Below are 25,586 nucleotides of genomic sequence, written 5' to 3' on the forward strand. Positions count from 1 at the left end.
TTGTATTTTAGTAAACAGAATATCCATGAGGGTTTTCGTGAAGCGCACACTGCAAAATTTTTGGGAGAATCATCCTGATTCGGAGGAATATCTCAGGAAATGGTATGAAATTGTCATAAAAGCGGAATGGCGATCGCCAACTGACGTTAAGGATGTTTTTTGTCATGCGAGTATTTTGAAGAACAGCCGAATTGTATTTAATATCCGAGGCAATAGTTATCGGCTAGTTGCTCGCTTCGAGTTTGAGCGGCAATTTGTTTTCATCCGGTTTATCGGAACGCATCGTGAATATGATAAAGTCGACGCAAACTTGATTTAACCATGCACAAAGCAATCGAGACAGAAGAAGAATTTGATCAGGCGTTGAAAAGATTCAACGAAGTTTTTGATGCACCCGCTGGTACACCGGAGGGTGACGAAGCCAATGTGCTTGCCGACCTTATCGGAGCTTATGACGATGAGCATTACCCGATAGAATTGCCGGATTCCGTACAGGCGGAGAGAATTAGGGGAGAGATGACTTCGTAACACGCGTAAGCATCCCGCTTCATGCCAACCAAGAATTCCCTACCTTTGCGGCATGAATTTCAAAGAGCAATTGACACCATACCCGGTTCTGGAAAAAGTTGTATCGGCTGCGAAGGAGCTGGGGGTGGAAGCGTATATAATCGGTGGGTTCGTGAGGGACCTGATACTCAAAAGGAATAGCAAGGATATTGATATAGTTTCCATCGGCAGCGGCATCGAGCTCGCCGAAATGGTGGCCGGCAGGCTGGGGCCGGATGTGCATGTGAGTGTTTTCAAGAATTTTGGCACCGCACAAATCCGACAGGGCGACCTGGAAATAGAATTTGTAGGCGCCAGGAAAGAATCCTACCGTTCCGAATCCCGCAAGCCGGCAGTGGAGGATGGTACACTCGCCGACGACCAGAACCGCCGCGACTTCACGATCAATGCGATGGGGATCAGCCTCAATGCGGGTAGCTTCGGAGAGCTGGTCGACCCGTTCGAAGGTATGAGCGATCTCCGCAAAAAGATTATCCGCACCCCGCTCGATCCTGAAATTACGTTTTCCGACGATCCTTTGCGCATGATGCGCGCAATCCGGTTTGCGAGCCAGCTCAACTTCGATATCGAGCCCGATACGTTCGATGCGATCGTGAAAATGAAGGACCGCATCAGCATTGTGTCGATGGAGCGGGTTTCAGACGAGCTGAACAAGATCATTCTTTCCAAAACTCCTTCCTATGGTTTTAAACTCCTTTATCACGCAGGGCTGCTGACCATTATTTTCCCTGAATTGGTAGAATTGCAGGGCGTCGAGCACATCGAGGGCAAGGGACATAAGGATAATTTTTACCATACATTACAGGTGCTGGATAATGTCTGCCAGGTTTCGGACGACCTCTGGCTGCGCTGGGCCGCCATCCTGCACGATATCGCCAAGCCTGCTACCAAGAAGTTCGATAAGCGTAATGGCTGGTCGTTCCACAACCACGAGGAGATGGGCGCGCGGATGGTACCGGTGATTTTCCGCCGGATGAAGCTGCCGTTGAATGAGAAAATGCGTTTCGTGAAAAAACTGGTGCGGTTGCACTTACGTCCCATTGTGCTTTCCAAAGAGGCAATCACCGATTCGGCCATGCGGCGTTTGCTGGTGGAAGCGGGAGAGGACATCGAAGCGCTGATGAATCTCTGTCGTGCCGATATTACCTCCAAAAACCCGGAAAAAGTGAGGCGTTTCATCAGCAATTTCGACCTGGTGGAACAGAAACTCAAAGACCTGGAAGAGCGCGACAAGCTTCGCAATTTCCAGCCCGTTGTTACCGGGGAAATGATCATGGAGGCGTTCGGGTTGAAGCCTGCGCGGGAGGTGGGGGTTATCAAGGAAGCGGTGCGTGAAGCGATCCTGGAAGGTATTGTACCTAACGAGTACGAACAGGCCTTCGCATTTATGATCGCAGAGGGCGAAAAAATGGGCCTCACCCGGGTGTAAGGCACATTTTTTGGGATAACCTGGCCAATGCCAGCGCATATTTGATATTTTTGCGAACTTTTTAATCTCCTCATAGACACATTTCATGGAAAACGCCCAGTTCAAACGTTTTTTCGGCTCTTTGCTCACGATTCTAGGTATTGCGGTATTGCTGTTCGCGTGCGTTGCATTTTTGTCGGACAAGCCCGTTCTGGGCCTAACGGTTTCCAAATGGGAATCGATCGTGCCGTTTCTGGTGGGAACGGTATTTCTTTTGACGGGCGTAAATCTGGTTAAAGGCTAGGTGCCCCCGGCTAGGCGCCCCCGGCTAGGCATCCCGCACGAGCGCTGCGCCTACCATGCATTCCAGGCATTGCCTTGGAGTACAATAATTGTTAAACCATTCGATCAATGCCTGCGAATCGGCGGCCGTTTTCACGCGCATGCCTAGCGATGCCCACTCGCGGGTGATGCGGTTATCTTCGGCGGGTATTTCCGAAAGCCAGTAAATAGCCTTATCGAGCAACTCGGGTTGCTGCCGGTGCTTGGAATAGGCCACGAGCAACGGCACGGCAGCATTGATAATCAGCAAATGGGCAGCGTCCATGCCCAAAACCGGGACTTTCGCTCTCGCTTTCTTTTCAAACAGGTAATGCTCCCGCCAGTAGGCCGACTGCTCGATCCTGAACAATTCGCGTATTTCGTCGAAGTGGTCCGAAACGATAAACCGGTTCAAAAAGCCGCCGGTATTACCGAGTAATCTCGCAAACTGCGCCAGCCTGACCGTCGGGAAACCGGCCGGCCGTAACCGGGCATATTTCCACTCATGCGATTGCATTACATCGTCCTGTAACTGGTACTTGGCGCTCAGAAAGCGGAATTCCTGTTGCAATTGACGTACATATATATCTTCGGAATCTTCCGGAATAAGTCCGGAACAACCTAACAACAGCGCTTCGATCTGGATCAGGCGGTCGGTGTGCTTGCGGATGATTTTCCAGGGAATAATGCGCGTAAGTCGCTGAAATGGTGCGGCATTCAGTTTAAACCCGAAATGTCGGCCCAGCCATTGATAGGCCGTTTGTTCCCAATCCTGCTGACTCGTTTCGTACAGCTGCTGAATTTCCGAAGCTTTGCGTTCAAGTCTTTCGAGCAATACCCGGTCGAGCATGGCGTACTTTCGGATTTGTTCCACATCGCCGAACTGCCGATTGCATGGAACGACATCCTTTTCGTCGAGCAGGCGTCGGTACCTTTCAATCACGGATGCTTTCACCAGCCCGTTCAGGGACAATGTCGGAACGGCCGTTCCGTCGCGCCGCATGGCCGGATGATCATTTTCCCAAACCACATGGAGGATGACACCGTCGTATGCGCCGTTTTGCTGGTGCTCGTGGAGGTGCCAGTCGGACGCTTTCACATGGATTTCGATACTCCCGACCCACAGCACACCGTCGATCGAAAGGCGGGCTTCGGAGAAATCCGGGCCTGCATCGGTGTTGCGGTAACCTGGCCGGAGAATGGAAAGCGGCAAATATCCATCGGTCGTCAGCTCCTTCTTTTCAAAGTATTGGAAGCGCCAGATAAAACTTAGTAAATCTTCATTCATATACAGCGTATTTAAAATTTTGGCGATTAAGGCGCATATTTCTTTGCCTAAACCTGATTAGTTTCTGTTCTTTGTACGCTGTTTTTGTTACTTGGTTTCTGTTTGTAGAAGTAAAAAAGTTTTATGCTCCGCCGTCTGCAATTTATTGCGCTCAGAATCTTCCTTGCTTTTATCGTGCTTTCAATCGTTTGGGTGGTCATCCTGAGGTTTTTGCCCATTTGGGTAACGCCTTACATGATCTCGCGGAAGATCGATGCGTTCAGGGCAGATGAGGACACGGAGATTTTCCACGATTGGGAGCCTTATGAAAACATTTCCAAAGAAGTAGCCCTGGCCGTAGTGGCCTCCGAAGATCAGAATTTCCCCAACCACTGGGGTTTCGACTTCGATCAGATCTATAATGCCATGACCGAGGAGCGCAAGCGGGCCCGTGGCGCGAGCACCATTTCCCAGCAGGTCGCCAAGAATGTCTTTCTCTGGCACGGCCGGAGTTACATTCGTAAAGGCTTGGAAGTGTATTTTACGGTCCTTATCGAAGTGCTGTGGAGCAAGGAGCGTATTCTGGAAGTGTATTTGAATGTAGCTGAAATGGGTAAAATGACTTTTGGCGTCGAAGCTGCTTCAATGCGCTACTACAACAAGTCGGCTAAGCGCCTTACCCGCTACGAATCCGCGCGCATCGCTGCAGTGCTACCCAATCCGATCCGTTTTTCGATTAAGAACCCTTCTGCGTATGTGAACAAGCGTACCAACCAGATCGTCCGCCAAATGCGGTATTTGGGCGGGCAGAAGTATTTGGCAGACTTGTAATTAATGGATTTCAGTCACCGTCTGTGTTATACCTGTCGCTATGTACACAGCAACTCGCCGTTCTTTTTACCAAGCCATCCTTTATCGCGGACTAACCATACGTCATGTTCAGGACCGAAATCGTGTCGTAGTTTGCGGGGAAGACTTTCATCCAGTAAAATTTTCATGCAATGCTTTTTCGGAAGTAAGGGCTTTTCTAGCCATTTCTAGGACAGCCAATGCGCTTTCTTTTGAAACCGAGGGGAAGTCGTCCAAAAATTCTGACAAATCTTCGCCGCCCTCGATGTAATCGAAAAGATTCTGAACCGGTACCCGTGTTCCTGCGAACACTGGCACACCACTCATAATTTCAGGATCTACATTGATTGGACCGTACCGCATGCTTCTTCAAAGGTTTGCTCATTACAATTTACGAAATAATGACTAGTTAAGCCAACGTAATGTGTAACCGACCAATATCAATTATCCCTCGATCGCTCTCCATCCCGTGACGACCGCGGCGAACTCTGCTGCCGGCTCGATGGCGCCGGTGCAGGCCGCGACGTTTCCGGTCGGCTTGGTGCAGGCGTTGGCCGTGCGGCAGGTGTCTGGCGTGCCGGGCGTTCGATATTAGGCCGGGTTACCTCCGGGCGAGGAGTCGGGTTTGGCGCAGGCCGTGTTACTTCCGGACGAGGCGTTGGCGTTGGTGTTGGTCGGGTTACTTCGGGCCGCGGCGATGGTGTAGGACGCGTCACATCGGGCCGGGGCGATGGCGTTGGTGTCGGTCTTGAAACATCCGGATTGCCCGGTCGCGTTACACCCGGGTTGGGATTAATAGGCCTCGATGTGCCTGGCCGGTCTGTACCAGGACGACTAGTGCCCGGACGACCTGTTCCCGGCCGGACGGTTCCCGGTCGGCCACTGTTTTCATTTCCAGGTCTTTCGACGGATGGACGCCCGTTGCCGCCTCCGATTTCCGGGCGGGAAGTTCCCGGCCGGCCGGCCGATGGCCGGGTGATTACCGGGCGGCCGGATCTGTCAAAATTAGGTAGCCTTTCCCGCCTGGTCGGAGCAGTGGGGTTTCTTTTTACAAACAATGCCGAACCTTGCCGTGCCGACGACGGTCTCGAATAGGTAGCGCGGTAATCGCCTCGTGTGTAGCGCGTACGTACGATCACAGAGCGCGAGCGGAAGTTGCCGCCGTAATAGTGCGTATGCCAGACCGGGTTACGGTAGCTGGGCCAGCGGCGGAAGTGCCGATTGTAGTAGTAATGCCAGTGGTAATGGTAGCCATAGTAGTAATGCCAGTAACGTGGCCGCCACGGGCGCCAGTAGGAGGGGTAGTAATGCCACCGCCACGGCGACCGCCAGATCACATATCTTGGCACAAAAATGAACTGAACCACCGGCCAGTTCGATACGTAAGTGACATTCTGCTGTACCGCAGCCTGCTGGACCTCCCGGTTCCCGGTATAGCCAGGGTTAGGCGTTTCAGTGACGGTTCCCGATTGTGAATTGGGTTCGATAATGTAATCCTTGCCGTAAAGATCCTCATCGCCGACAAGTTGTATCCATATTTCACCGTCGTCCTTTTTCTCGACGTAAAACGCGGCCACGTCCTGGTCCTCCGTTTCGCTGACGGCCACTTTCAGGCTGATCGTGTGGAGGTTGCCTTCCACATTATCCTCCACGCGGATATAGTCGATCTGATTGTCGCCATTCAGGTCGAGGTTATTGATCTCCGAATCTTCCTCATTCAACTTCCGCTCAAAACCTTCGAGCGTTTCCGATTCCTGGAAAAGCTTTAATACAGCGTACAGGTTGAGATTATCGCCCGGAAGATCAAGCTTTTCTTCTTCGGCCTGCGCGAAAGCCTGGTTACCAGTCCAAAGCATCAACGCGCTTAGTATGATCAGAAGGAGATTTTTCATAATAGCATTGTTTAAAAGCAATGTAGCAATTCCTGCTTATTTAACCCATACCCCATTCAACATAACCTTCCTAACGTCCCGGGCTGCGGATATGTTCTTCAACGGATCTCCTTTAATCAGGATCAGATCGGCCTGTTTTCCTTTTTCAATGCTTCCTAGCCTGTCCTCAATGCGAAAGAAACGCGCATTTTGGAGCGTAGCGGCACTGATTACTTCGGCCGGACTAAGCCCGCTTTCGACCAGCAACTCCATTTCGCGCTGGAACGCCCAGCCGGTCTCCGCATAGGGTATCATCGAATGCGACCCGACGACAATTTTCGCGCCGGCGCTGTGGAGCTTACCTGTGATCCTTTTCATTTTGTTAAATCCTTCCAAACGGGCGGTATCCAATGGCTGACCAACTGTGGCCTGATATTCAAATGCGCCCAGCGTCGGGCTTATGAATGTGCCCTTGTTTTTAAGAAAAGCCCCGAGCGAATCGGTGATGGGGCTATTCGGGTCAATGCTTTTCCAAACGTCGTACCTGCCCTGTTTACGGGCATTATTGTCGGCCAGGACCATCTGGCGGTATTTCTCGCCTTCCCGTTGCGAAACGAGCGTCAGACCGAACGAGGTAATATGCTCGACGCCGTCCAATCCGGCTTCAATGGCCTCTTTGGCCTCGGTCGTTTCGAGATGCCCGGTCACGGGAATGCCCCGTGCGTGAGCGGCTTTACATACCTCGCGGATGATAGCCGGCGGCAAACGGAAGTAAACTTTGATCACCGACGCCCCCTGATCTGCCAGGTGGTTTACCTCGCGCACGGCCTCCTCCGCATCCCTGACCACATATGCGTCGCGCGGGTAGGCAGGCGGGAACATGTCGATATGCGGACCGGCCAGGAAAAGCCGTGGAATCGGCTTTGAATCCTTTCTTTCATCGTCATATGCTTCAATCCATGCGCCGGGATCGCGCAGGGACGTCACGCCGTTTTGAAGAAATTGCGCCGGCAGGCCGTGAACGCCGTCCAGATGGAAATGCGAATCGATAAAGCCGGGCAGCAATGTGAGCCCCTGAGCATTTACAATTTGTGCATTGGCTGGTATTTCAATGTCCGCTTTCGATCCAACCGCGCTGATAACCCCATCCGTTACGACCACGCAGCCGTTCCCGATCGGTGCCCCGCCGGTGCCATCGATGATAGTAGCGCCGGTGATCGCGATGGTTGATTTTTTCAGGATGATTTCTTTCTGATTGATTTCCCTGATGGGTGACGATTGTGCGGCCGGCCTGTCGCTATTTTTGCCGCAACTGCAAAGCATGGCAATCATAACGAGTTGATACGTTGCCAGTCGGACAATGTTGAAGATATTAACCGCTATCGAGTTCCTGCTTAAACTGTTTTTGATGCCTGAAAAGATCTGCATTTGTTATTTGCGTTGCGTGGGCTGTACACTTTTGACGATCACATTATTCCGCTCTTTTAAAAAGCGATAATTCCTGTGATGCGCCAGCGAACGATCGAGTTTTTCAAACAGATTCCTGTTTTTGAGCGCAAACCAATTGACTTTTAGTAAATACAGGCTGACGTAGGATTTGGGGTGATTAGTCACAAAATCCGCCGTCGAATCCCACAACTTTTCGCGCTCCGCCGCCTGCTCTGCGACCCAATATCTCGCGCTGTCGGCGAGATTCCGCTTTTTGGCATTCGCTTCGGCTAAAATGTATGCATTCAGTCGCTGGTCGGAAGGAGCTTGCACGAGCGTTTGATATTCCCGCCATTCGTCATTGCTTTTCGAATGCGTCACCGTCGATTTCGCAAGATTGGTGGTATCCAGCCGGATTTCGGTTCCCGGATCGAAGAAGAACGTCAGCGCTCCTTTCTTTTGCGAAACCTGAAATTGGTACAGATCCGGAAGCAAATCCGAATCCATATTGAGGTGGGTGGTGTCGAAACCGAGCCTGATCGAATGCACTACCGCCGCGAATCCTTTTTCACGCGTCAGCAAAAGCGCCTTGCGGTCATTCCAGGCTTTTGGCGCAACGATTTTGATTTTGACGTTCTGCGTCGACGTCAAGGCGAGGCTCGCTAATGCACAAATGATCAGGCGGTTTATTTGCATTACTATGGGACAGCCGAGTTGAAAACAGCTCTACAAGTTACCATTTATCTTTGCACTACATGCACTATGATCAATATGAAATAACGAAGGGCGAAACGGCCATGACTTACGAATTTGTAAGCCAGGGGCCAAAAGGTAGTATTAAAAAAGTTGTAATTTACAGTCCGAGAGCTCTTGATAATGTCTTCAATCTTGGATTTGGAGATAAAAATGAAGAGACCGGACAACTGGATGATTGCGTAGCCACAAATAACGGAGATAGTGTAAAAGTGCTGGCGACCGTCGCATCAACGGTTTATTTGTTCACCAACCTGTTTCCAAACGCTTTGATTGCAGCCACAGGCAGTACACCATCAAGAACGAGGCTTTACAGAGCGGTAATTTCCAATAATTTGGAAACTATCAAGCAAGATTTCGAGGTTTTTGGATTGTTGGGTGATGAATGGGAGACGTTTTGTACCGACAAGGACTATCAAGCGTTCTTAATCAGAAGAAAAAACTAGTCATCAAGATGGGAAAGAAACTTGCAGGCCCATTTGCGCCAAAAATTAAAGGAGTAGACAAAAGTCTTGACAAATATCTCGAACAGGATGTGTTCAAAGAGAAGTTTGACAAGATGAACCGCTTGATTGAAAAATACGGCCTCCCCGATTTCGACAAAAAATAACGGCAGCCAGCTTTTGGAGATCGTATACGATTCAAATGCCCCAAAGCCGACTGCCGAAGTACTATTTAATCTCAACTTTCACCAGCACTGTGAATCCCTTCTTCCTCGTCAGCAAAAGCGCCTTGCGGTCATTCCAGGCTTTTGGAGCAACGATTTTGATTTTGACGCTTTCCGTCGACGCGAATGCGAGGCTCGCAACTACACAGATGAGCAGGCGGGTTATTTGCATTATTGAGTGACGGCCAGGTTGGTAACTGCTATACAAGATATGGAAAAAGAACTCGAACGCTTGCGAAAACCCGTTTTGAAGAAGGCTGATAAAAGCCTTGATGAGCTTCTTAACAAGGGCTACTTTAAAGATAAGATAGAATTGGCTGAACACATCGTAAAGACTTACGGCCTCCCCGATTTCGACAAAAAATAACGGCAGCCAGCTTTTAGCGATCGGATGTTCTTCCAAATCTCCAAAAACCGGCTGCCGAAGCCAAAAGCCGAAGTACTATTTAATCTCCACTTTCACCAGAACCGGCTGGTGATCAGAAGGATAGCGCTGCTCTTTTGAATCCGTCAGCACGCCGTACTTCAATACATCTACGTTTTTGCTCACAAAAATATAGTCGATACGGGTTTTCATGGCCGCGTCGAATTTGAAGCTGTTGAATGTGCCCTCCGGGCCGTATGGCGCTTGCTTGGTCACGTCGTGGGTGTCGTTGAGCGCGCCGGCGATGGTTTTCATTTGCTCGGTGTCGGGCGTCGAGTTGAAGTCGCCGGTGAGGATGGTGGTCGCGTTTCCTGCGATTTCCTTCATCTTCTTCACCATCAAATGGCCCGATTGTCTGCGGGCTTCCACGCCCTGATGGTCGAAATGCACGTTGAAGAAATAGAATTTCTTTTTGGTATTCACGTCCTCAAATTGTGCCCATGAGCAAATGCGGTTGCAGCATTTCGCGTCCCAGCCCAGGCCGGGTTTGTCGGGCGTTTCGCTCAGCCAGAAATCACCCGATTTGAGCAATTTGAAACGGTCCTTTTTGTAGAAAATGGCAGAATGCTCGCCGCCTTCCTTGCCATCGTCACGGCCTTTTCCGTAGTAGGCAAACTCCGGAAGTTCAGCCACGTCTTTCAACTGGCCTACCAACGCTTCCTGCACGCCAAAAATGTCGAATTCATGGAAACGGACGAGTCCTTTTACATTCTCCTTGCGGTTGGGCCAGGCATTTACGCCGTCGTTGGGGGTGTTGTAGCGGAGGTTGTAAGAACCTACATTAATAGTCGCGGTTTTCTGCGCATACGACGCGCTCGCGAGCGAGACGAATGCCAGTAAGTAAAGGGCAATTTTTTTCATTGGGTATAAGATGATTGATTAACTATAAAACAAAAGACCCCGAAGGGTCTCCTGTTGTCGCGCCAAAATTATGCGTTTAATATTAACTCATGATGAAAATTCACATTTCTGATGCATTACCAGCCCGGCGTCTGCTTGTAGGCGCCGTTACTGCGTGAAACCTCGTCAGGGTTCATCGGCCAGGCCATGTGTTTGCCCGGGTCGAAGCTGCGGGCCGGCCACACTACCTGAATTTTATAAGGTGATGCAGGATCGGTTTTGTTGTCATGAATGCGGCCATGGAGCGGCATATTGATCTTGTCGTAGTCGCCCCAGCGTTTCAGGTCGGCGAGGCGGTCGGTCCATTCGCAGGCGAGCTCCACGCGGCGCTCGTGTTTGAGGTCGGCCAATGTAGGTGCTGCAATCGGCGCGAGTCCCACGCGGGCGCGGATTTCGTTCAATGGTGCCGCTGCCTCCGCATTTTTGTTTTGCTTGATCAATGCTTCCGCTTTGAAGAGCAGGATTTCCGCATAGCGCATCAGCGGCAGGTTCAGGCGCGTCGACGGGCCGTCGCCGTTCTGGTTGATCATCGTGTTGCTGCCGGCATTCTCGTTGCTTCCGTAGCTGTACGGCTCCATGTATTTGCGGATCTGGAAACCCGAGAGGCTGTTGGTCGAGAAGTAGGAGCGCTCTTTACCGAAATAGGTGAATTTGTCCCCGAATTTCAGGATCGTTACTTCGCGGCGCGGGTCTTTCGCTTCATATTCGTCATACAATTCTTCGGTAGGCTGGAAATAACCCCAGCCATTGAAAATCCCCCAACCCTTGTTCTCCAATGCCACACCCGGGAAAATGGAACCGCCCTGGATACCGGAGTTCACCGACCAGATATATTCGCTTGTCCAGTTGTTTTCAATGGTAAAAACCGCCTGATAATTCGCAGCCGCATTTCCCTTGCCGGTAATGAGCGCGCGCGCGCCCTCATTTTTGATCTTGTCGGCCAAATCAGGAATCAGCGCCCATTTGGAGGCATCGTACTGAGCCCAGTAAGCATAGGTTTTCACCATATAGCCCCAAGCCGCCGCCTTGTGCGCGCGTCCCTGGTCGCTTGCGCCGTAGGTTTGGAACAATGGGAGGAGGTCGGCGGCTTTTTGCAAATCACTGATGATCTGTGCGTAGTTGTCTGTTACCGAAGGAAGCTGTGGCGGAATGCGCTTGCCGAACTCCGCATTTTCCGGACCGTCGAAAGGTACGCCCAGGTCTTTGTGGCCCCAAGAATAGGCCAGCCAGAAATGCGCGAATCCGCGGATGAAGTAAGCCTCGCCCAATGCGCGGTTTTTCACGGCATCCGACACGCCGGTAGCCGTCGGAATGCCCTGGATTACCTGATTTGCCTTGTTCAGCATCCAGTACACATCGTTCCAGCAGTTGGCGATGGAGCCTTCGCGGCCGGTAATGTTGAAGTTCTTGATATTATCGCTTTCCGCACGTACGCGGCCGGTCACGATGTCGTCGGAGGCATTCTGCATCCAGAACAGGTTGCGGCCCCAGGTGTTCTCGTAGCCCATCGGCGCGTACATCGCTGCTACGGCCTTGTTCAGATCTTCATCACTTTTCCAGAAGAATGCGGTAGTAGGCGAGCCGTTGGGTTTGGTATCTACCCAGCTTTCGGTACATGCGGATGCACTTACGGCCATGACAATGGCAAGACCCGCATTTTTAATGATATGTTTCATGAGTCAAAGTCTTTGTTTGGTCGGATTTGGGCATTAGAATTTAAGCTTCACACCGGCTGAATACACACGTGCTACGGGATACTGACCGCCGTCGAGGCCCGGGGCCGTGTAGCGGCCGTCGATCAGCTGGCTGCCGATTTCTGGGTCCATGCCGGAGTATTTGGTGAATGTCAGCAGGTTATCGCCGCTCACGTACACGCGCAGGCTGGGCTTACCCGGCTTGCTTTTGAATGTGTAACCGATGATCAGGTTTTTCAAACGCAGGTAATTGCCGTTTTCGAGGTACCAGTCGGAGTTGGTGGAGAAGTTCTTGTTCGGATCGTTCGCCCGGATCTTTGGAATATCGGAGCCTGTATTGGTTTCCGACCATGCGTCGAGGATTTTGTCCCAACGGTTGTAGCCCTGCTCGGCACCGTTCAATGTCGATTGCTTGAATGCATTGAAGAGTTTTACACCACCCACGCCCTGGAAGAAAATGCTGAAATCGAAATTTTTCCAATTCGCATTCGCAGTGATACCATAAGTGATTTTCGGAAATGCATTGCCCATGTACACGCGGTCGAGGTCGTCGATCTTTCCGTCGCCGTTCTCGTCCACGAATTTCAGATCGCCCGCCTTTGCACTGGGTTGAACGCGGTCGCCGGTAGGGCCTACGTAGGCAGCAGCGGCTTCGTCGGTTTGGAAAATGCCCGCGTTTTTAATCAACCAATAGGAGTAATAAGGCTGGCCAACGGTGGAGCGGAATGGTACAAGAATACTTCTCCAAGCATCGCCATGCGTCCATACCGAGTTCGGGTTTTCGTCGATATAGTCGACGCGGTTTTTGAGCGTGGCGAAGTTACCGCCGATCTCATAGCCAAATTCGCCGATCTGATCGCGCCAGTTAGCCGCAAATTCAAAACCCGTATTCCTGATCTTGCCCTGGTTGATAAAAGGCGCGCCGTAACCGTTCGTGTTGGTCCATTCGGTATCCTGTTGTTTGATCAGGTCGAAGGTCAGTTTGTTGAAGTAATCGGCGGTAATAGTCAGTTTTTCTTTCAGAAGGCTTATATCCAAACCAAAATCCGTCTGCTGCGAAGTCTCCCACGACAGCTCGGGATTGAATCTTGCATTGACATACAATCCATTGCTGATAGGCGCGCCGTTACCAATCTGGTAGGTATTGTTGGGCGTAAGATTAGGATATCCGTAGTACCGCCCGATGGAACCGATATTCCCGATGCGGCCCCAGCTTGCGCGGAGTTTCAGCAGATCAAGGCCTTTTACATTGAAGAACGGCTCGGAGCTTAGTTTCCAGGCACCTGTAAAACCAGGGTAACCTTTGGAGCGGAAACCTTCCGCAAGGCGGCCGGCGATGTCGTAACGATAGCTGGCGGTCACGAAGTAACGGTCGGCCCAGCTGTACGAGAGACGTCCCACGTAGGATGCATTACGGTCTTTCCATTCGTCATCACCTGGACGGTTCTGGTCAAAAATCGATGCATTCACAAAGAATTGCGCCCAATCCGCTTCGTTTTCAAAGCCTCTTGCCGCGATGTTGAAATTGCGGTTGCCGTTTTCCTGCGCGGTCATGGAGGCCATTGCACCTACATTGTGGCGACCGAATACGCGTGAATAGTTCGCCGTATTTTCCCAAATCCAGTGATAACCGCGGTTGGTCGAGTAGGAGAGGGTATTCTGGTTGTTGGGCTTGCCCGGCTCCGTCCTTTTGGGGTCAAAGCTTTTCCAAAGCGAGCTGTTCTGGCGGTAGCTGAAACGGGTAAGGAAGCTCAGCCCGGGGATAATGTCGGAATAACCCAGTTCGGTAACCGACTGCATATCGTTGCTTTTGTTATATGGCCTGTTACGAAGCAATGTCCCAACCGGGCTGATCGCGTCTCCGTGAATACCCAGGTATTGCGAATCGCGCGGGCCTACGCCGCCGAAGCTGCCGTCATCATAATAGGCCACAGCAGAGCGCGGCATGTAAATGGCCGAAAGCACAGTTCCGCTGTAACCGCTCGTCGTTTCTGTGCCGCGGTTATCATTGTTATTGTAAAAAAGCTCCTGGCGGAGTTTGAGCTTGTCGGTGAATTTGTAGGTCGCATTAAAACGTACCGACAAATTCTGTGCATACGTGTTGATGAGTGTGCCCTCGTCGCGCTCGTAGCGACCCTGCAAAAGCGTCGAGAACTTGTCGGTACCCGCGTTGAAGCTGAGGTTGTGGCGCTGAATGAGTCCGGTGCGGAAGATTTCGTCGATCCAGTCGGTACGGGTTACTTGTGCGTACGGGTTTTTGGTCGCGTCCCAGCCGTCGAGTGGAGCCAGGCCTGCATTGGTATAAGCGAGGTTGGATACTTTGGCTTCATCGGCTGCGGTGAGCGACTGCGGCAGTTTCCAGGCTTGTTTCATCCCCATAAAACCACTGTACTCGATGCTCGGCTTGCCTTGCGCTGCCTGGCGCGTGGTGATAAGGATAACGCCCGCCGAACCGGAGAATGCACCGTAAATCGCTGCCGAAGCCGCATCTTTCAAAACGGTAATGGATTCGATATCAGCCGGGTTGTACGGCGCATTAGGCACACCGTCGACTACGTACAATACGCTCTCGCCCCCGCGCGAGCCCGTTCCGCGAATGGTGATATTGGGCGTCTGGTTAGGGTGGCCGCCATTGCTGATCGCCGTTACACCCGCTACTTTGCCCTGGATCATGCTGCCCACATTGAGTACCGGCCGGTTTTTGATCTGCTCCATATCGGGCACCGTCGAAACAGAGGCCGATAAGTCGGCCTTTTTAACCGTTCCATAACCGATTACCACCACTTCCTGCAACGACTTGGTATCTGAAAGTAATGTCACATCCAGCTCCGACTGGTTTCCCACATTCACCTCCTGCGCGAGGTAGCCCACAAAGCTGAAAATGAGTTGGGCGTCGCCATTGGGTACTTCTATTTCAAATGTACCGTTCGCTTCGGTGGAGGTACCGCGCTGGGTGCCCTTTACGACCACACTCACACCCGGAAGCGGCTCCTTGGTGTCGGCCGCAATGACTTTCCCGCGAATAATGCGATCGATGACGCCGTCTTCGCTGAATGCATCGAGCAGGCTTGTGTCATTTGTACCCGCAGTTTTGGTTGGTTTCCGGTTCAGGATAATGTATTCTTTGGAAACCGAATAGCGGATATTCAGCGGAGCGAGCAACTGGTCGAGAACGACGGAGAGCCGCTGGTTTTCGGCGGATACGCTCACTTTCTGGTTACGCACGAGCGACGGCACGTACGAGAAGCGCACGCCCGTCGATTTTTCGAGGTTGGTGAGCACCTGGCGCAGGTCCTGGCGCTCGGCTTTCAGGGTTACGTTGCGTTGGAGCAGCTCCTGCGCCAGCCCATTACTGGCGAGCGACAGGCTGCTGAACAGCAGGGTCAGTATGAATGGTATGCATGCAATTTTCATCACAGTCACCAGGTACGTTAGTGGTCGACTACTTTTTTTCATAAATTCGAATGGTTTTGATGAATTCTGGACAAAGCCCTCCCGTGCTCCGATTTTGGCGGAACTGTCCTTCTGTTGAAATGAACCGGGAGAATCAGGCCGGTAATGCTGCAATCATTGCCGGCTTTTTTAATGAATCTGGGTCAAGGTTTAGCCATAGGGTAGAAGGGTTGTTTTGGTTGAAAGGAAACGAGGTTTATTCGCAGCCCTGCCCCGTGATAACGACCTGTCCGTCGGTTACCTGGTAGCTTGCTTCGATGGTAGAGCAGATTATTCCTAACTTGTCAAAGAATGGCTCGTCGCGCAGCGCCACGCGCAGGTAGCAGTTTTCGAGCTTTGCTGAGTCGTACAAAATCGGTATCCCGTAAGTTTCCTGCAATAGCTTGAATGCTTCGCCAACCGGTTGATTATCAAACGTGAAGTCCGGCTTCGCGACAGGGCGTGCGATCGCCACCGGGTTTTCCGTAATGCTGCGTGCGAGAACCGGTTTGTCTGCTGTAAATACCGCTTGCTGATTGGGTGTGAGCAACATTTCAATGGCCTGGGTATTGCTGCTCAGGTCTTTCGCCTGCATTACAGCCACTTTCCCCGTGCGTACGATCACCTCCACGCGCTCCGCGGAAGATTTAATGGTAAAACTCGTTCCCACTACCCGCGTAACGAGGTCATTGGCATACACAAAAAATGGATTGTCCTTATCTTTTTGGACTTCAAAGAATGCGTCTCCCGAGAGATAGACCTCTCTTTTATGGTTTTGGACAAAAACTGGCGCGTAGCTAACCGCCGCATTGGGCATTAGCTCTATTTCACTGCCGTCCGGAAGGCTTACCTTCATGGGTTTCCGGCCTTTGTTCATAATCTCTTTCAATGGCACGGGGGATGCGGACACGTAGCGCTTATACGTGTAATTGCTTTTCGGGAAAACATTGTCACCGGAAATCAGCCAGCCCAGACCTACCAGAATAAGCACCGCCGCGGCGGCATACCACCAGCGCAGCCCCGCAACGCGGGTTTGCCGAAGCGGTAGCGTGTGTACCGAATCATTCAATATCCGGTTCACCTCGTGGTCGAGCTCTTCGTGCGTGAGGTCGCTCGGCTGTTTTTCCCAGGTCAGGATCAGTTCTGCGGCCTGATCCATCAGAAGGGCTTTCTCGGGATATTCGGAGCGGAGTTTGGCCCAGAAAAAATCGTTACGCGGCTGGCCGTTTTTTACCCATCCCCTGAAATCGTCGTCGGTCAGAAAATCTTCCAGGTTGTAGTGGTAAAATGGATGCATCGGTTCAAAGTGAAAGTGTTCTAAAAGTATAATCCGCCACGACCGCCGGGATCATGGAAGAATGCAGAAAAAATTTTAAAAAGTTTTGGATTAATGTCCTCCCACCAGGAAGATCAGGAGCAGGCCGGCCAGCAGAAGCCATTTTTCGCGGAACATTTTCAAGCTCTCGTACAGGAGATTGGCCGTAGCCGGACGCGAAATGTTGAGGATTTCGGCAATGCGTTCGTTGGAAAGGTCCTGGTAAAACTTCAAATGGATCACTTCCTGCTGCCGCGGTGTGAGCGATTGGATAATATGCTGAATGCGCGAGAGCTTTTCTGCTGCAAACTCGGTGAGAATCAGTTCGCTCTCGATGGAGTTGGCCGTTTCGTGGAAATCTTCGGGTGCATTGTCGATGGCCAGGAAAACTTCCGGACGGTTGGCATTCTTGAATATGCGGTTGCGGAGGCTGGTAAGCAGGTAGGGTTTAATCTGGTCGGTTTTGCCGAGGGACTCCCTGCGTTCCCACAAATGCAGAAAAAGATCGTGAACGAGGTCTTTCAGATGGTCACGGTCGCTGATAAAACGCCTGCCATAGTCGAACAACGGCCGGTAGTAGCTGCGCAGGAGTTGCTCAAAGGCCAGCGGGTCGCCTTCCCTGAACTTTTGCCAAAGTACCGAATCCTGTTCCACGAAAAATGGGTTACGTTAAGGGCAAATGTACCATTTTTCTTTATTGCCCAAAATCCGGTGCGGGCGGCGGCGATTATTTAATGTTGGGGTAATATTTTAAGTAACCGTTTGAATAAAAAAACACAGGGCAGCAAACCGGTTGGTCTGCTGCCCTGTGAGAGGGTTATTTGTTCTTCTTCGGGATCAGGAACTTGCCTACCAGCTCGCCGTCGTCGCGGATCATTTTCAGGTCCAGTTGCTTACGGGTCGCATGGAGCTTGATAAGCGTCCGCTTGCCTTCCAGCGGCCCGCCACCGATCACGATCGGCCAGTTATGGTCCGCGTCGGGCTCGTGCGTCATGTACCTGTGCGTATGCCCGGAGATTTGCAGGTCGATTTTGGCCTTGTTCAAAACCGGCCCGAACAATGCCCGGCCATGCAGGGTACCATGCCAGTCACCCGAATGGTAGGGCGAAATGTGGATCAGTAGCACCCGGAAATCCGCCTTCTTGAACTCCGGCGATTCGATTTCCTTTTCCAGCCATTTCTTCTGCACCTCGCGGTAGCGGTCGAATGCCGACAGGCCGCCGTACTCGACGCTGTCGTCGCCCTTGTCCTCGCCCGAATCGAGTACGATAAAATGTACCGGCCCGCGGGTAAACGAGAAATAGTACTTGTTGTCGGGATAGGCATAATACTCGGGAATGTGCCGCGAGAAGCTGCCCCGGCATTCGTGATTACCCTGTGTGAGCAGGAACGGGAACTCCGTCGCGAAAATATCGACGGAAGGTTTGATCAGGTGATCCACCATTTGCTGCTCCTCGGTAACCCAGTCGAAGCAGTCCCCGTTGAAAACCACAAAATCGTAATCTTTGGTATTACCCGTATAGCCATGGCGGTACAAAAGCTGCGGGATGATCTGCGGGCGGTCGTGGATGTCGTTGAATACCACCATTTTGAACTCGTCCTCATTCTGTCCCCAGGTTTTGAAACCGTACAGCGGGCTGGCGATCGTCTCGCCGAACTCCACTTTCGAGCCTTTGTAACCCAATACTTCGGTGGAAACGATCTTGTATTTATGCTCGGTACCGGGCGCGAGGTTGGTCAATGTGATCTTGTTGATCCGGTTGTTTGCCTCGATGAGTCCGTTGTTGTAGCCAAACTCGCGTTTGCTCGTGTAAGTACCCGCGCCGTATTCGACCCAGCTGAAACAGTTTTTATGGGTAATCCACATAATCGTAACCTCATTGGAACCCATATTCTGCAAATAGGGCCCGGCCACGAAATGGTTTTTTTCTTCCACGGCTGGGGTAGCGTCGGCTGCCGCAGCATCGGCTGTCGCAGCATTTGCTGTCTGCGAACCGACCAGGGGCAATAGACTCAGTGCCCCGATTTGAGACATTTTTTCCAGAAAAGACCTTCTGTCTGAAAGCATAAAATTAAGGGTTAGGAACAGTCGGATAATGCATTACTCCCAATTAGGGTTTTGCGTCAGGTTGGTGTTCAACAGACGCTCCTGCTTGGCAATCGGGTACAGGTAATCCCTGTTCTCGATGAATTTCTTCGTAATATGGCCATTGATGATGATGTTACCGCCTTTGGCGCCGTTTTCCAGCGAGACGTCGCTGCCAAGTTTCAGCAATTGTGCGCCTTTGATATCCGGTTTGGTGCCTTCGTAGATCACCACGTCGATGGTCCCGCTTTTGTCGAGGTCGTACTCGCCCGGGCCGGGGAAATACATGCCTTTGAATTGTTTGGTCAAAATCTGGCCCTCTTTCCAGCGGACAATATCGTCCCAGCGGAAGTAGTTTTCCATGACAAGCTCGATGCGGCGTTCGCGGCGGATTTCGAGGATCACACCCAGATTTTTACCGCTGATCTGCGTGTACTGTGCCGCCTGGTAGGGGTCCGGATTGGCATTGGCCTGCTCCATATTGATATTCGGCATGCCTGCGCGGTCGCGGGTGAGCTTGGTTGAAATATCGAGATCGGCCTGGGTCAATGTGCCTTTTTCGGCTTTGGCTTCGGCGTAGTTCAGCAACACCTCGGCATAGCGGAAGATCGGCATGTCGGTAATGTCCTTGTTGAAAGTATCCCACTTCGGTGTCGACACGAATTTGATCAGCTGGTAGCCGGTTACCGTAGCACCGAATTCCGGAACGAGTTTGGCCGTTTCTCCGATCCGGGTATAGCCTGGGGTACGGATAGTCTGTGCCAGGCGGGGATCGCGGTTTTGTACTTCATCGAAAAACTGCATCGTTTCGTAGCCTTTCTTGTCGGTAAAGCGGGAGCCGTCGGCCATCAGATAGCTGTTTACCAGTTTTTTCTCCAAACCCGGCCGGCCGTAAGATGCGGTCATGGTATAGTAGTTGAGGTTATGGTAAACCTGCAATTCGTCACTGAAATCGCGGGCCAGGATTACTTCGTCCGCAATCGCATTGTCCGACGAGAAAAGTTTCAGGTAAGCGGTTGTCGGAGTGGCTTTGTAAATGGTATAGCCGCTGTTTTTCATCAGGTCTTCCGAAGCGGAAATACACGCGTCAAGGAACTTGTCGGCATTGGGCAGGTTGAATTCCGGGTGATATTTGCGGAATGTGCCTTCATACAACGCTATCCGAGATTTCAATGCCAATGCCGTGTATTTGGTAATGGTGGTCACCTGCCGGCTGGCATCGAGGTTGGCGATCGCGTAGTCGATGTCGGCCATGACGGAGTCCATCACGAGCGCACGCGGGTCGCGGGGTTTGGTCAGCAACTCCTGGTCTTCCAGCTCGATGGTAGTCGAGTACCAGGGCACATCGCCGAAACGACGCACCTTTTTGAAATAGAAATAAGCGCGGAAAAACCGGGCCAGACCGTTGTATTTGGCCACTGCCTTCTTGTCGGGGCATTTGCCGGAGTTGGCGAGAAAGTAATTAATGTTCCGCAAATCGGTCCAGCGCCATCCATTTGCATCGGTTTCGGTGGCAGGCACGACGCGGGTTCCCTGTAACTCGTCGCGCAAGCTGGTTTTGACCACATTATCAACATCCTCATTGTATACATCTTCCGCACTGGGTAATGCATTATAGAAGGAGTTGGTGTAAAGTAAAAGGTCGTTTTCGGTATTGAAAAAGGTCTCCGGCGAGATCGCATCCTGCGGGAGCTGTTCCAGGTCACAGGCTGCCAGGCCCATGGTAATGGCTATAATGCTAAGAATTTTTTTCATCGGTAGGAATGCCTTTTAGAATGTGACGTTTAAACCAACAGAGATGGTTTTGGACATGGGATAAGTACGACCGTTGGTTGCGTCGCCGTCGAATGCTTCGGGATCGATGTATTTCGAACGAAGCGGTGAATAGGTGAGCAGGTTCTCGCCGCTTACGTACACGCGCGCCCGGGGAATGCGGACCATTTTGCTGATCTTCTCCGGCACGGTATATCCGATCACGACATTTTTCAGGCGCAGGTATCCCACATTCTGAATGTAGCGGTCGTTGACGCTGTTCAGGTCACCCCCGGCATTGAGGGCCGTGTAACCGCGAAGCAACGGGAAATAGGCGTTCTGGTTTTCAGGTGTCCAGATATCCTTGCCGAAATCTTCCGGGATGAACGAATAGTACGGACGCGAGTAAGGCCCCCAGAATTTGTCTGCATTGTTGCCCGGGTACCAGTTTTTGCGCAGGATACCCTGTGCCAGCGCCGAAATGTCGAAACCGTTCCAGGAAGCACCCAGGTTGATGCCATAGCGGTAGCGGGCACGGTTGTTACCGACCTTTTTCAAATCGCCGTGGTCGCCTAATGTGTTGGCGCCCTGGTCTATTTTACCGTCGTTGTTCAGGTCGGCGAATTTCAGGTCACCTGCCTGCAACTTGCTCCATTCGCCCGGCGCGCTCAAACGCTGCTTGTTCACGATCGTCTGGTCGATTTTGTAGGCTTGCGCTTCCTCGTTGCTCTGGAACATGCCGTCGATCTGGTAACCCCACATTTCACCGATTTCCTGGCCTACATAAGGGTTCGAGAGCGTCTTGTTCGGGTTATCATATTTGGTAACCTTTGATTTGGAATCGGATATGACGAACGACACATTGTAAGAGAACGGCTTGTCGGCCACTTTGAAACGGTCGGCCCAGCTGAGGCTCAGCTCGAAACCTTTGGTTTGGATATCACCTGCATTCTGCGTGGGTACGGTGGCGCCGTAAACCGACGGAAGCACCTGGCCTGGCACGAGAATACCGGTGGTGTTACGGATGTAGCCGTCGAACGAAATATTCAGGCGGTTTTTCAACAAAGTCGCGTCCAGACCGAGGTTAGTTGTCGTCGCCGATTCCCAGGTAAGTCCGGCAGAGATTGGCGCCGGGCTGCTTACGTATTGCAATTTCTGGCCATTGTTTATCCAGGTCGACTGCGCCGTAGGCATCATCGGAACGTAAGGATAAAAGCTTGCAGAGCTTGGGTTATCGTTGAATTTCGGAGGCAGCTGGTTCCCCAATGTTCCGTAAGAAGCACGGATTTTCAGGTTATTAACTGCATTGCGGGCCGATTCGAAAAAGTTTTCCTCACTGATCCGCCATCCTGCCGACACCGAAGGGAAGAAACCGTTGCGGCGACCGCTACCGAAGCGCGAAGTACCGTCCAGACGGCCATTTGCTTCGAAAAGGTATTTACCCTGGTAATCGTAATTCGCGCGGAAGAATGCACCGAAAAGTTCGTACTCGTACGCACCGCCACTGATAAGTTGTTCGCCGGTTCCTAGGTTGAGGTCGTTGATGCTTTCGGAAAGAAGGTTCTTCCGCGAGCCAGCCAAAACCTGGTGCTTGCGTGTTTCGTAGTTGATACCCGCCGTCGCGCTCACATAATGCTTGCCGAAAGTATGATTGTATGACGAGAACACGTTCACCACATTCTGCGGATCGAACCAGAATGTTTTCTTCAACTGGTCGGTATTGTAGTTCGGTACGGTGGCCATTACGCCCGGCTGAACGGAATACGTCGCTACGGCGGAGCGGTACCAGTCGTCGGTGATGTAGAACGAGTAGGAGTGGTTTGCAGTAAGGTTCCAGTTTTTGGCCAGGCTCATTTCCACGGTGTTAATGGTCGTCAGCTCGTGCACTTTCTGTTCACCGCCTGCTACGCCTTTCAAAAGGTTGGCAAACAAACCGTCTCCGATCGAATAGTTGTTTTTCAACGTGTTGTACGTAGGCGTACCATCCGGGTTACGCGGCGCGTAGATAGGCAATGCGTGTACGGTAATGGCTGTGAAGTTGCTGTTGGCACCGCCTTCCAGACCCGGATATTTATACCTTGAATCGAAATACATGGTATTGTTGCTCACTTTCAGCCAGGGAGTGAGCTGTGCATTGATTTTGCTGCGCAGCGTGTACGACTTGAAATTGTCGGTATTGATACGCATTATACCGTCTTTGGAAAACAATGAACCTGACAGGAAGTAGTTGATCTTGTCTGTTCCGCCCGAGAGGTTCACATTGTGTTGCTGCGAGGGCTGCTGCATGTCGAAGATCGTGTTCCACCAGTCGTAGTTACCATAGTAGTTGTAAATGTCCTTGCCATTCACATTCTTCACCACCACCCACGGACGGGCAGGATTTTCCGTCTTGTCGTACCGGCGTGCCTCGATTTCCTTGTAATCTTCCTCCGAATAGCGCGTGTAGCTGTTGCCCGTCGCACGGATAAATGCCTCGTCGTTGATTTTTACATAATCATAACCATTGGTCATGAAATTGGTGTTGATGGTGGGTTTGGACCAACCGAAGTTATTGCTGTAAGAAACCGTTGTCTTACCATTTTTAGCAGTTTTGGTTGTGACCAGGATTACCCCGAAAGCACCACGCGCACCATAAATGGCCGAAGCAGCAGCGTCTTTCAGAACCGACACCGATTCCACGTCACCGGGGTTGATGCGGTTGATATCACCGGGAATACCGTCGATGAGTACCAACGGCGGAGCGCTGCCGCTGATGGAAGTTTCCCCGCGCACGTTCAACGCGCCGCCCTTACCCGGCTGACCGGTGCTGAACGTAATGTTCAGGTTAGGTACCATCCCTTGCAGGATCTGCGACATGTTGTTCAACGGCCGGTTTTCGAGGTCCTTCGCTTGTACTTGCGAAACTGCCCCTGTCAGGTTTACGCGCTTTTGCGTTCCGTAACCTACTACGACAAGCTCCGACAAAGCCTTGTTATCTGCCTGTAAAGTCACATTGATCTCGTTGCGATTACCCACGACGATTTCTTGCGAAACATAGCCCACAAAGCTGAAAACCAATGCCGATTCCACATTAGGTACGGTGATTTCGAACTTTCCGTTGCCGTCGGTCGTGGTACCTTGCGAAGTTCCTTTCACGACGATGCTCACACCCGGTAGCGTACCCTGGCCATCCGAAGAAGACACGGTACCGCGTACCTGCATTTCGGTGGGCAACACATATTGAAGCAGTTTCTCTTCCAGTTCGGGTATCACCGATTCCTCGCGGTTGACGCGCGTCTTCGCGAGCACGATCTGGTTGTTGATCAATTTGTAATTGATACCGCGTGGCGCCAGCAACTGGTCCAGTACCTTGGAGAGTTTCTGATTTTTTACATCGATGGTCACGTTTTCCTTCACGGAAACCCTGCTGCTGTATACAAAGCGGGTATTGGCACGGGCCTGGATCTCATTCAGGGCCTGTTTAAGCGAAACATTGCGAAGCGTGAGCGTCATGTCTTTGCTCAGCACAGACTGGGCCGCAGTTTCCTTCGCATAGCTGCCGGCTGCGAGCGAGACGGCAAGAATCCATTGAAGCAGTCCAATGCGCATAATTTTTCGCCAGTCGACCGGCTTGTTACGTACTGTTTTTTGCATAATTTTGATTGTCTGATGGTTAGGCACTATTGGATAAAAACATCCTTTTGAAACGGTGGTACGAAGAAAAAGGATGGTACTTGGGCCGGGTAGTGGTGGTACACTTCCGGCCTTTTTTACGGTGGTACGGACGGGTTCATAAGTTCATGGGCAGTATTAAGGATTATTCACAGGGTTCACCGTTAATGATAATGTTATTGTCTGAAATAGTGTAACTTACTTCGAGCGAAGTGCAGAGGATTTCGAGAATACCGGGGAACGCCTGTGACTCGAAATTGGCCGTCAGGCCGCATCGGGCGAGGGCGGGGTTCGCGAGTGAGATCGATACATTGAAGCGTTTTTCGAGCTGTTCGATCACCTTGTTCAAAGGTGTTTCTTCAAATACGATGGTCACCGGCTCGTAAATCTCCTTTTTGGCTTGCAGCGGCGACGTTTTTGAAATCAGGCGTTTGGAATCGAGCTCGAATAACGCCTGCTGTTGCGGTTTCAGAATTACTTCCTGCCTGTCGAACGTCTCGCCGGCCGCAGTCACCTGTACGCTGCCCGTCACCACATCTACCTGGAACTTCTTCTGGCTTTCGATCGCCTTCACGTTGAAGCTCGTACCCAGGACGCGAATAATCATTTCCCCGCTTTTGATATTGAATGGACGTGTTTTGTCCTTTTTTACATCAAAAAAACCTTCCCCCGAAAAGATGACGAACCGCTTGTTGGTGGCAAATGCGGTATGGTACTCGATGACCGCGTTCGGGTGCATGGATACGACGCTGCCATCCGGAAGCTGGTGCCGGACAATCTGCCTGCCCGTATTTTTGAAAGTGGTTACCGGTAATGCTTTCGACGGATCGGTTCCCAGTCCTTTGATCGTCACTTCCGGTAATCGTACGGTTTTCAGGTTTCCGGCAAGGAAAATGCCCAACGCAACGAGTATCGATGCCGCGATCCCCGCCAGCCAATGCCATGGCAAACGTTTCACAGGCCGCTCTTCCACCATGTTCAGTTCCTGACGGATATTCCCGAATGCCGCATGTCGTATTTCCTCCTGTTCTGCATCGGGCAAATGATCGAGGTAGCGGGGCTCGCCTTGCAGCGACGCATACCAGGCTTCGACGATTGCTTTTTCTGCGTCGGTGCATTCACCGGACAGGTATTTTTCGAGTAATGCGGGCGGAATACCGTTTGGCTTCATGAGATCGGGGATGTTGTCATCCGGGAAGTC

23 protein-coding genes are annotated in these 25,586 nt (G+C 51.6%); 8 read left to right on the top strand and 15 right to left on the bottom strand.

Annotated features, from left to right (window positions below; all coding sequences use genetic code 11):
* Window positions 1-25 precede the first annotated feature (25 nt).
* The 4 genes from BMW93_RS16900 (at window position 26) to BMW93_RS16915 (ending at window position 2,279) form a co-directional block, all read left to right on the top strand.
* On the top strand, window positions 26-319 hold the full coding sequence (locus BMW93_RS16900) for a type II toxin-antitoxin system HigB family toxin (RefSeq protein ID WP_090378553.1): 294 nt from the start codon (window positions 26-28) through the stop codon (window positions 317-319).
* Window positions 320-321: 2 nt separating this feature from the next.
* Window positions 322-528, top strand: coding sequence for a hypothetical protein (locus BMW93_RS16905; RefSeq protein WP_090378556.1), 207 nt, complete (start codon window positions 322-324; stop codon window positions 526-528).
* 52 nt (window positions 529-580) lie between these two features.
* Window positions 581-1,996, top strand: a complete 1,416-nt coding sequence (locus tag BMW93_RS16910; protein WP_090378559.1) for a CCA tRNA nucleotidyltransferase — start codon at window positions 581-583, stop codon at window positions 1,994-1,996.
* A gap of 85 nt (window positions 1,997-2,081) precedes the next feature.
* Window positions 2,082-2,279, top strand: a complete 198-nt coding sequence (locus tag BMW93_RS16915) for a hypothetical protein (protein ID WP_015811882.1) — start codon at window positions 2,082-2,084, stop codon at window positions 2,277-2,279.
* Between the two features lie 24 nt (window positions 2,280-2,303).
* Here BMW93_RS16915 and BMW93_RS16920 read toward each other — a convergent pair whose 3' ends face one another.
* A complete protein-coding gene (locus tag BMW93_RS16920) occupies window positions 2,304-3,584 on the bottom strand; it encodes a DUF2851 family protein (protein WP_090378562.1) in 1,281 nt (426 codons plus the stop codon).
* A 123-nt stretch (window positions 3,585-3,707) separates the two neighbouring features.
* Between BMW93_RS16920 and mtgA the strand changes: the two genes are divergently transcribed.
* On the top strand, window positions 3,708-4,394 hold the full coding sequence (gene mtgA, locus BMW93_RS16925; protein ID WP_090378565.1) for a monofunctional biosynthetic peptidoglycan transglycosylase: 687 nt from the start codon (window positions 3,708-3,710) through the stop codon (window positions 4,392-4,394).
* A gap of 147 nt (window positions 4,395-4,541) precedes the next feature.
* Here mtgA and BMW93_RS16930 read toward each other — a convergent pair whose 3' ends face one another.
* The 4 genes from BMW93_RS16930 to BMW93_RS16945 all read right to left on the bottom strand — a co-directional run bounded on the left by BMW93_RS16930 (window position 4,542) and on the right by BMW93_RS16945 (window position 8,407).
* Window positions 4,542-4,775 carry a DUF433 domain-containing protein gene (locus tag BMW93_RS16930; protein ID WP_090378568.1) on the bottom strand — a complete coding sequence of 78 codons (234 nt, stop codon included), beginning with the start codon at window positions 4,773-4,775 and terminating at the stop codon, window positions 4,542-4,544.
* Between the two features lie 77 nt (window positions 4,776-4,852).
* Window positions 4,853-6,304, bottom strand: a complete 1,452-nt coding sequence (locus tag BMW93_RS16935) for a hypothetical protein (RefSeq protein ID WP_090378571.1) — start codon at window positions 6,302-6,304, stop codon at window positions 4,853-4,855.
* A gap of 36 nt (window positions 6,305-6,340) precedes the next feature.
* Window positions 6,341-7,606, bottom strand: a complete 1,266-nt coding sequence (locus BMW93_RS16940) for an amidohydrolase family protein (protein WP_229240526.1) — start codon at window positions 7,604-7,606, stop codon at window positions 6,341-6,343.
* Between the two features lie 108 nt (window positions 7,607-7,714).
* Window positions 7,715-8,407 carry a DUF4369 domain-containing protein gene (locus BMW93_RS16945; RefSeq protein WP_229240527.1) on the bottom strand — a complete coding sequence of 231 codons (693 nt, stop codon included), beginning with the start codon at window positions 8,405-8,407 and terminating at the stop codon, window positions 7,715-7,717.
* 59 nt (window positions 8,408-8,466) lie between these two features.
* On the opposite strand from BMW93_RS16945, the gene BMW93_RS16950 reads away from it, so the two are divergent.
* Both BMW93_RS16950 and BMW93_RS35460 read left to right on the top strand, forming a co-directional pair.
* Window positions 8,467-8,910, top strand: a complete 444-nt coding sequence (locus BMW93_RS16950; protein ID WP_090378576.1) for a DUF6934 family protein — start codon at window positions 8,467-8,469, stop codon at window positions 8,908-8,910.
* A gap of 8 nt (window positions 8,911-8,918) precedes the next feature.
* Complete coding sequence (locus BMW93_RS35460) at window positions 8,919-9,074, top strand: hypothetical protein (protein WP_177194106.1); 156 nt, start codon at window positions 8,919-8,921, stop codon at window positions 9,072-9,074.
* Window positions 9,075-9,135: 61 nt separating this feature from the next.
* On the opposite strand, the gene BMW93_RS35465 is transcribed toward BMW93_RS35460, so the two are convergent.
* Complete coding sequence (locus BMW93_RS35465) at window positions 9,136-9,303, bottom strand: hypothetical protein (RefSeq protein ID WP_177194097.1); 168 nt, start codon at window positions 9,301-9,303, stop codon at window positions 9,136-9,138.
* A gap of 39 nt (window positions 9,304-9,342) precedes the next feature.
* Between BMW93_RS35465 and BMW93_RS35470 the strand changes: the two genes are divergently transcribed.
* A complete protein-coding gene (locus BMW93_RS35470) occupies window positions 9,343-9,498 on the top strand; it encodes a hypothetical protein (protein WP_177194107.1) in 156 nt (51 codons plus the stop codon).
* A 75-nt stretch (window positions 9,499-9,573) separates the two neighbouring features.
* Here the strand turns inward: BMW93_RS35470 and BMW93_RS16955 are convergent, their stop codons facing one another.
* From BMW93_RS16955 to BMW93_RS16995, 9 genes are all read right to left on the bottom strand, one after another.
* Window positions 9,574-10,416 carry an endonuclease/exonuclease/phosphatase family protein gene (locus tag BMW93_RS16955; RefSeq protein WP_090378579.1) on the bottom strand — a complete coding sequence of 281 codons (843 nt, stop codon included), beginning with the start codon at window positions 10,414-10,416 and terminating at the stop codon, window positions 9,574-9,576.
* Window positions 10,417-10,532: 116 nt separating this feature from the next.
* Window positions 10,533-12,131, bottom strand: a complete 1,599-nt coding sequence (locus BMW93_RS16960) for a RagB/SusD family nutrient uptake outer membrane protein (RefSeq protein ID WP_090378581.1) — start codon at window positions 12,129-12,131, stop codon at window positions 10,533-10,535.
* Between the two features lie 33 nt (window positions 12,132-12,164).
* A complete protein-coding gene (locus tag BMW93_RS16965; RefSeq protein WP_229240528.1) occupies window positions 12,165-15,605 on the bottom strand; it encodes a TonB-dependent receptor in 3,441 nt (1,146 codons plus the stop codon).
* Window positions 15,606-15,798: 193 nt separating this feature from the next.
* Window positions 15,799-16,878, bottom strand: a complete 1,080-nt coding sequence (locus BMW93_RS16970; RefSeq protein WP_090378583.1) for a FecR family protein — start codon at window positions 16,876-16,878, stop codon at window positions 15,799-15,801.
* Between the two features lie 90 nt (window positions 16,879-16,968).
* Window positions 16,969-17,550 carry an RNA polymerase sigma factor gene (locus BMW93_RS16975; RefSeq protein ID WP_090378586.1) on the bottom strand — a complete coding sequence of 194 codons (582 nt, stop codon included), beginning with the start codon at window positions 17,548-17,550 and terminating at the stop codon, window positions 16,969-16,971.
* Between the two features lie 163 nt (window positions 17,551-17,713).
* Window positions 17,714-18,964 carry a metallophosphoesterase family protein gene (locus BMW93_RS16980; RefSeq protein WP_090378589.1) on the bottom strand — a complete coding sequence of 417 codons (1,251 nt, stop codon included), beginning with the start codon at window positions 18,962-18,964 and terminating at the stop codon, window positions 17,714-17,716.
* Between the two features lie 33 nt (window positions 18,965-18,997).
* The gene (locus BMW93_RS16985; RefSeq protein ID WP_090378591.1) at window positions 18,998-20,737 is read right to left on the bottom strand and encodes a RagB/SusD family nutrient uptake outer membrane protein; all 1,740 of its coding nucleotides are present in this window, start codon (window positions 20,735-20,737) and stop codon (window positions 18,998-19,000) included.
* A gap of 15 nt (window positions 20,738-20,752) precedes the next feature.
* Window positions 20,753-24,367, bottom strand: coding sequence for a TonB-dependent receptor (locus BMW93_RS16990; protein WP_090378593.1), 3,615 nt, complete (start codon window positions 24,365-24,367; stop codon window positions 20,753-20,755).
* A gap of 163 nt (window positions 24,368-24,530) precedes the next feature.
* Complete coding sequence (locus tag BMW93_RS16995; RefSeq protein ID WP_090378596.1) at window positions 24,531-25,556, bottom strand: FecR family protein; 1,026 nt, start codon at window positions 25,554-25,556, stop codon at window positions 24,531-24,533.
* Window positions 25,557-25,586: the final 30 nt, after the last annotated feature.

Source organism: Dyadobacter sp. SG02 (assembly GCF_900109045.1).
Lineage (GTDB): Bacteria > Bacteroidota > Bacteroidia > Cytophagales > Spirosomataceae > Dyadobacter.

Bases quoted from the DNA above. Each gene is read 5' to 3' on its own strand.
- BMW93_RS16990 (WP_090378593.1), bottom strand. From the start codon at position 24,367: ATGCAAAAAACAGTACGTAACAAGCCGGTCGACTGGCGAAAAATTATG.
- BMW93_RS35465 (WP_177194097.1), bottom strand. From the start codon at position 9,303: ATGCAAATAACCCGCCTGCTCATCTGTGTAGTTGCGAGCCTCGCATTC.
- BMW93_RS16905 (WP_090378556.1), top strand. From the start codon at position 322: ATGCACAAAGCAATCGAGACAGAAGAAGAATTTGATCAGGCGTTGAAA.
- BMW93_RS16950 (WP_090378576.1), top strand. From the start codon at position 8,467: ATGCACTATGATCAATATGAAATAACGAAGGGCGAAACGGCCATGACT.
- BMW93_RS16965 (WP_229240528.1), bottom strand. From the start codon at position 15,605: ATGAAAAAAAGTAGTCGACCACTAACGTACCTGGTGACTGTGATGAAA.
- BMW93_RS16935 (WP_090378571.1), bottom strand. From the start codon at position 6,304: ATGAAAAATCTCCTTCTGATCATACTAAGCGCGTTGATGCTTTGGACT.
- BMW93_RS35460 (WP_177194106.1), top strand. From the start codon at position 8,919: ATGGGAAAGAAACTTGCAGGCCCATTTGCGCCAAAAATTAAAGGAGTA.
- BMW93_RS16910 (WP_090378559.1), top strand. From the start codon at position 581: ATGAATTTCAAAGAGCAATTGACACCATACCCGGTTCTGGAAAAAGTT.
- BMW93_RS16915 (WP_015811882.1), top strand. From the start codon at position 2,082: ATGGAAAACGCCCAGTTCAAACGTTTTTTCGGCTCTTTGCTCACGATT.
- BMW93_RS16960 (WP_090378581.1), bottom strand. From the start codon at position 12,131: ATGAAACATATCATTAAAAATGCGGGTCTTGCCATTGTCATGGCCGTA.
- BMW93_RS16970 (WP_090378583.1), bottom strand. From the start codon at position 16,878: ATGCATCCATTTTACCACTACAACCTGGAAGATTTTCTGACCGACGAC.
- BMW93_RS16940 (WP_229240526.1), bottom strand. From the start codon at position 7,606: ATGCTTTGCAGTTGCGGCAAAAATAGCGACAGGCCGGCCGCACAATCG.
- BMW93_RS16995 (WP_090378596.1), bottom strand. From the start codon at position 25,556: ATGAAGCCAAACGGTATTCCGCCCGCATTACTCGAAAAATACCTGTCC.
- BMW93_RS16900 (WP_090378553.1), top strand. From the start codon at position 26: ATGAGGGTTTTCGTGAAGCGCACACTGCAAAATTTTTGGGAGAATCAT.
- BMW93_RS16980 (WP_090378589.1), bottom strand. From the start codon at position 18,964: ATGCTTTCAGACAGAAGGTCTTTTCTGGAAAAAATGTCTCAAATCGGG.
- BMW93_RS16955 (WP_090378579.1), bottom strand. From the start codon at position 10,416: ATGAAAAAAATTGCCCTTTACTTACTGGCATTCGTCTCGCTCGCGAGC.
- BMW93_RS16945 (WP_229240527.1), bottom strand. From the start codon at position 8,407: ATGCAAATAAACCGCCTGATCATTTGTGCATTAGCGAGCCTCGCCTTG.
- mtgA (WP_090378565.1), top strand. From the start codon at position 3,708: ATGCTCCGCCGTCTGCAATTTATTGCGCTCAGAATCTTCCTTGCTTTT.
- BMW93_RS16920 (WP_090378562.1), bottom strand. From the start codon at position 3,584: ATGAATGAAGATTTACTAAGTTTTATCTGGCGCTTCCAATACTTTGAA.
- BMW93_RS16930 (WP_090378568.1), bottom strand. From the start codon at position 4,775: ATGCGGTACGGTCCAATCAATGTAGATCCTGAAATTATGAGTGGTGTG.
- BMW93_RS35470 (WP_177194107.1), top strand. From the start codon at position 9,343: ATGGAAAAAGAACTCGAACGCTTGCGAAAACCCGTTTTGAAGAAGGCT.
- BMW93_RS16985 (WP_090378591.1), bottom strand. From the start codon at position 20,737: ATGAAAAAAATTCTTAGCATTATAGCCATTACCATGGGCCTGGCAGCC.